The organism is Streptomyces sp. CO7 (genome assembly GCF_053474865.1).
The window spans coordinates 26370-27193 of the sequence record NZ_JBRIOU010000007.1 but is presented as its reverse complement, the minus strand read 5'-3'; the positions used below and the strand labels follow the sequence as shown (position 1 = coordinate 27193).

General features: G+C 77.3%; 2 protein-coding genes. Both read left to right on the top strand.

All coding sequences use genetic code 11. The features are described 5' to 3' along the window. The coding region (locus tag ACOV8S_RS23900) for a phosphotransferase family protein (protein WP_448320183.1) at nucleotides 1-542 on the top strand (542 nt) is incomplete at its 5' end. Nucleotides 543-652: 110 nt separating this feature from the next. Then, a partial coding sequence (locus ACOV8S_RS23895; RefSeq protein WP_448320437.1) for a TFIIB-type zinc ribbon-containing protein occupies nucleotides 653-824 on the top strand: 172 nt, incomplete at its 3' end.

Genomic DNA, 824 nt, shown 5'->3' with positions numbered 1-824 from the left:
GCCCCGCCAAGGCGGCCCTGGCGGTCACCGGACTCGCCGCCGGCGCCCCGGGCCATCCGGCCGCCGCGGTGCTGCTGCGCGCCTGGCGGGCCCTGCCGCCCTGGGCCCGCGACGAGGAACCCGCCCCGCCCGGCGCCGCGGGCGCGCTCTGCCACGGAGACCTCCACCTGGGACAGCTGGTCCGCCACCCCGCGCCGGACGGTCCGTGGCGGCTGATAGACGTCGACGACCTCGGCGTCGGCGTCCCCGCCTGGGACCTCGCCCGGCCGGCCTCCTGGTACGCCTGCGGCCTGCTGCCCGCCGAGGAGTGGCAGCGCTTCCTGCACGCCTACCGGGCCGCCCGCGGCCCCGCCGTGCCCGCCGAGGGCGACCCGTGGCCGGCGCTGGACGTGCCGGCCCGCGCCCTGACCGTGCAGACCGCCGCCCGGTCCGTCACCAAGGCCGCCCTCGCCGGACGGGCGCTGGACGAGGCGGAGGAGGCGCTGGTCGACGCCTGCGGGCGCATGGCGGCCTCCGGGGGCGGCCCGGTCGATCCGGTGTGACGGATCCGTCCGACCGAGGTGCAACCGGCCGCGTCCGGGGGAGAGTCTGAGAGGGCGAGAGCCGCAGCACCACGAGAACACGCACCGCGAAACGAGGAGTTGATCCGTCGATGCACTGTCCGAAGTGTCACGCGCCGATGCACACCTACAACCGCAACGGGGTCCAGATCGAGCAGTGCTCGGGCTGCCGGGGGATCTTCCTCGACTACGGCGAGCTGGAGACGCTGACCCGGCTGGAGGCCCAGTGGGCCCAGCCCGCCCCGCCCGCGGCCCCGGGTGCCC